Annotated in this window: 3 protein-coding genes and 1 pseudogene; 2 read left to right on the forward strand and 2 right to left on the reverse strand. The window is 55.2% G+C overall.

Annotated elements, in window-relative coordinates; genetic code table 11:
* Positions 1 to 539: transposase (locus ABX962_RS31260; protein WP_372725472.1), on the forward strand; the 539-nt coding region annotated here is incomplete at its 5' end.
* A 283-nt stretch (positions 540 to 822) separates the two neighbouring features.
* Here the strand turns inward: ABX962_RS31260 and lpdA are convergent.
* A complete protein-coding gene (gene lpdA, locus ABX962_RS31265; protein ID WP_339936502.1) occupies positions 823 to 2,214 on the reverse strand; it encodes a dihydrolipoyl dehydrogenase in 1,392 nt (463 codons plus the stop codon).
* Between the two features lie 308 nt (positions 2,215 to 2,522).
* On the opposite strand from lpdA, the gene ABX962_RS31270 reads away from it, so the two are divergent.
* Positions 2,523 to 3,464 (forward strand): UPF0104 family protein, encoded by a 942-nt coding sequence (locus ABX962_RS31270; protein ID WP_339936500.1) that lies wholly within the window; start codon positions 2,523 to 2,525, stop codon positions 3,462 to 3,464.
* A 634-nt stretch (positions 3,465 to 4,098) separates the two neighbouring features.
* Here the strand turns inward: ABX962_RS31270 and ABX962_RS31275 are convergent.
* Positions 4,099 to 4,387 (reverse strand): annotated as a pseudogene (locus ABX962_RS31275) (glycoside hydrolase family 2); the annotation flags it as partial.

Consider the following 4,387-nt stretch of genomic DNA (forward strand, 5'->3'; position numbering starts at 1 on the left):
CTCTTGAAGATCCTGCAGGCTTGGCTGTCGAAGTCATAACGCCGCCAGCGGCACGCGAAAAAACAATCGGCTTTGCTGCGAGTGAGTTTCAATTGAATGAGGACAAAACACGAGTGACTTGCCCCGGTGGCCAAGTCTCAGGAAAAGCTTGGTTCAAAAAGGAGAAGCCTCATTCGAGATTTTTTAATTTTGGCAAAAAGCGATGTCTCGCCTGTCCGCTGTTGTCTCAGTGCCATCCCAAGATGAAAGAGACCAGTCGATGGGGCCGGCAAGTGAACAAGAATGAATTTGAGCATGAATACGAACGAGCCCGCCAGAAGTCGATGACAGCGGAGTATGAACGGGTTCGTCGTGAGCATCCTGCGATCGAGCGAAAGATCAACGAGATCGTCCGTCATCACGGTGGACGACGAGCTCGCTTCTGGGGGCTAAGCAAGGTGAGGGTCCAGCAGATCATGACCTGTTTCGTGATCAACGTGAAACGGATGCTTAAACTTCTCAAGGGAGAGGTAGAGTTGTGCGCATTGAACCTACAATGAATTGAGAAAGGCACATAAATCGCTAGATTCAGCGGCTTGGAGCGATAGATTAAGCTGCCAGATAAGAAAATTCTGGCTTCGAAACAACACGGCCATCCGCTATGAAAAATGGGAAGCACTCACTTCCCCGGAAAGCGTTCATTAAATGCTAGTTCCTCAGCAGTCTCCTGCGTTTGGGAGAGGTGACAGCACGCTCGCGATACGCCGGATTTTTCTCCGCAGCCATTCAGTAGGTGCAGAGGTGGCCATCAAGCTGCGTTCGCCGATAAACCATCTGGTCTACTTAAAACGTATGGATCGCGCGTTCGGCGACGGCCAATGCGGCTTCGTGGACGATTTCGGACATCGTTGGATGCGCGTGGCAGGTGCGAGCGATATCTTCGCTGCTCGCTCCGAACTCCATCGCAGTGGCCGCTTCGGCGATCATGTCGCCAGCTCGGGCACCGATGATGTGCACGCCCAGGACGCGGTCGGTTGCCGCATCGGCCAGAATCTTGACGCGGCCTTCGGGTTCGCCCAGCGTGCGAGCACGTCCGTTGGCGCCAAACGGGCAGACGCCCTTCTTGTACTCGATGCCAGCTTCCTTCAACTGCTCTTCGGTTTGTCCCACCATCGCGATCTCGGGATGGGTATAAACGATCGCCGGTATCACGTCGTAGTTAATGTGACTTTTAATGCCAACCATGCGTTCGACACACACGATCGCTTCTTCCATCGCCTTGTGCGCCAACATCGCGCCACCGATACAGTCGCCGATCGCATAGACGCCTTCGAGTGACGTTTGGAATTCTTCGTTGACGCTGATGAAGCCTCGCTTATCGGTTTCCAATCCGATCGATTCGAGTCCGATGTTGTCGGTGGCGGGGGTGCGTCCGGTCGCCAACAACACGCGGTCCGCACGCAGAGCTTCGCCATCTTTGATTTGCACGACACACTCATCCCCGTCGCGTTTGGCGGAATCAACAAAGGTGCTGGTGCGAATATCGAGTCCTTGCCGTTTAAAGGTGCGATGCGCCAGTTGGGCGATCTCGCCGTCGATACCAGGCATGATGCGGTCGAGGGCTTCCAACACGATCACTTCGCTGCCTAGCCGATTCCACACGGCACTCATTTCCAAACCGATGTAACCGCCACCGATCACGATCAATCGCTTAGGAACGTCGGGAAATGAGAGTGCGGTGGTGCTGTTGCCGATGCGGTCGCCATCCTCTTCGATAAAACTGAGCTTGGCAGGACGGCTGCCGGCACAGATCAGCACCTGGTCGGCTTGCACCAAAACCGGTTCATCACCGTCGACTTGAATCGTTTCGTGGTCTTTGAATTTACCGCGGCCGCGATAGGGAGTGACGCCCCGCTTTTTGAATAGCATGTCGATGCCGCCGGTCAGCGTGTCGACGATCTTTTTCTTGCGAGCCATCATGGCGTCGAGGTCGAATTCCAGTCCGCCGACTTTAATCCCATGTTCGCTGAATTTGTGTTTGGCATCCTCGTACAGATGGCTCGATTCGAGCAGCGCTTTGCTGGGGATACATCCGACACGCACACACGTCCCACCGAATTGAGCGTTCTCGTCGATACAGGCAACATCGATTCCAAGTTGGGCGGCACGGATTGCGGCGACGTATCCTGCAGGACCACCACCAAGCACCACTAATTCATGTCGAACGGTTTTCATGTTTCTGTTTGCAGGCAAAGGTTGAAGTGAAATTAGAGGGAATTTTGTTGATTGATCGAGATTCCCAAGGCCTACAGTTTGGCAAACAACACGCTAGTTCGGCTACCGGGCTAAGTTTGGGATCTTAGGCGGCATTGCGTTTTCATTTTGTGCCGCGGGTCCGCTAGGATTTGTGGGACCTTATACTTAGTGGCTCCGTTATCCTTAGCAGGCTTGATCCTTAGCGGGCTTGCCGAACGAGGCTGAACCGGCACAATTGGCAACTACCGTCCCCACCCATTCCCTGTTCTGCTCAGCCGAGCCTCACCTTGCCCAAACAAAAACTCCGTGCGATCGCTGGGCCTGCGTTTGCATGCCTGCTGTTTCTGTTGGCGATCAAATTGCTTTGGCGCGAAGCACATGAGGTAACCTGGGACGACTTTAAGGCCGGTTTTACGGGCGTCCCGACGATTTATCTCGGAATCGCAGCCTTTCTGATCGCGCTGAACTACGGGTTGCTGATCGCCTACGATTTGTTGGCGCTGCGTTACATCTGCCGATCGCTGCCGCTACGCCGTGTCGCGTTGGTCTCGTTTATGGGATTCACGCTTGGCAACAATTTGGGCACCTTTATGGCCGGTGCCCCGATCCGTTACCGTTTCTATTCCCGATGGGGGTTAACGGCACGTCAAATCGTGGTTTTGATCTCGATTTGTGGTTTGACGTTTTGGAGCGGGCTGTGGTTTTTAGGTGGGATCGTGCTGGTCTCGGTGCCAATTGAATTGCCGGCATCGGTCGAATTGCCGTTTGGCACCCGGACGCTCGGCGTCATTTTGCTCTGCCTTGCGTTTGGCTACGCGCTGGTGTGCTGGCTATGGCACAAACCTTGGCCGATTGGCGAGTTGCATTTGCGTCCCCCCGCATTGGGATTGATGTCGGTGCAAGCTTCGGTGGCCGCGGTCGATTTGCTGATCTCCGCCACCGCGTTGTATCTGGTCCTTCCCGTCGACGCGGCAGTGCCATTCGCGCAAGTCCTGGCCGCCTACCTGGTCGCGATTGCGATCTCGCTGATGACGCAGGTCCCCGGCGGGCTAGGCGTGTTGGAGGTGATCTTAGTGACGCTGCTCAAAGGAACGGTGGGCGACTCGGTGCTCGCGTCCGTGCTGATCTTCCGAATTCTGTACTATGTGCTGCCGTTGATCTTCGGAATGATCACGCTGGTGGCTCACGAGATCTTCAGCGGGGCGGTAGAAGCACGGCAAGCCCGCTGACGTGCCAACGATACGTCGCGAGCGGTCCGGTTGCAGCGTATAAATCGTTCCAATGAGACCGAAGGTTTTGCTCTGGACTGCTAAAACTTTGGGGTTGACGTAATTTGGTGTTGCGCGGCTTTTCTGCCACCTCTCCACCAACTTCGTTGGGGGAGAGGTCCAGCGGAGCCTTCAGCGACGTTCGGGTGAGGGGGCTGACCGAGCAAGTCGATGGCGACGAGAACGCCGTTTGCACCGGAATTGCTCGGGCGATAGCGCGGTCGCCCCCTCACCCGAGCAACGCCTTTAGGGCGTGCTCGACCTCTCCCCCGACTTCGTCGGTGGAGAGGTGACTGAAGTAAAGGCCGAAAGAAAAATCCCACCTAATATCCGACGTCAGCACCGAAGATTTAGCGGCCCAGCGCTGGCCGCGGATCCGATGTGTACGTTTCTTGGGGCGTTTTGTTGGACACGAATTTTGTTGGACACCGAATTTTGTTGAACAACGGAACGGTGGCTAGCGTCAAAGCCGCTAACGATCACTCTTGCCGGGACCGCTCCGGCGTAAACAATACGCCGCTTCGTTTGAACCATAACAGGATCGAACGAACGTCTTGACGACTTCCGCTACGGGTGACGCGCCCGAATCATTTTTTTACTTCACCAGATTCGCGTGAATTTTGCTCAGTTCGCTTGCGGGGATTTTTAGAACCCGGCGGTCGTACGTCATCAACCCATTGATCTCGCCTTCCACATCGGTGGTTTGCGTGTACACGCCTCCGGCGATTCCGTTGGATTCCAACTCTTCGAGTCGTCGCATCGATTCGATATAGCGATCCTTGAATTCCTGCAGCGTTTTTGGCAATCCACCGTAGCCCCAATTGTCGCGATTGGCATCCCACAGGTGTCCCTGGACGGGATAACCATGTCCGCCAAACTCGCCA

Source organism: Novipirellula sp. (genome assembly GCF_041583735.1).
Classification (GTDB): domain Bacteria; phylum Planctomycetota; class Planctomycetia; order Pirellulales; family Pirellulaceae; genus Novipirellula.

What these genes read in the sequence shown, in the direction of transcription:
- lpdA (WP_339936502.1), bottom strand. Translation starts at nt 2,214, where the DNA reads ATGAAAACCGTTCGACATGAATTAGTGGTGCTTGGTGGTGGTCCTGCA.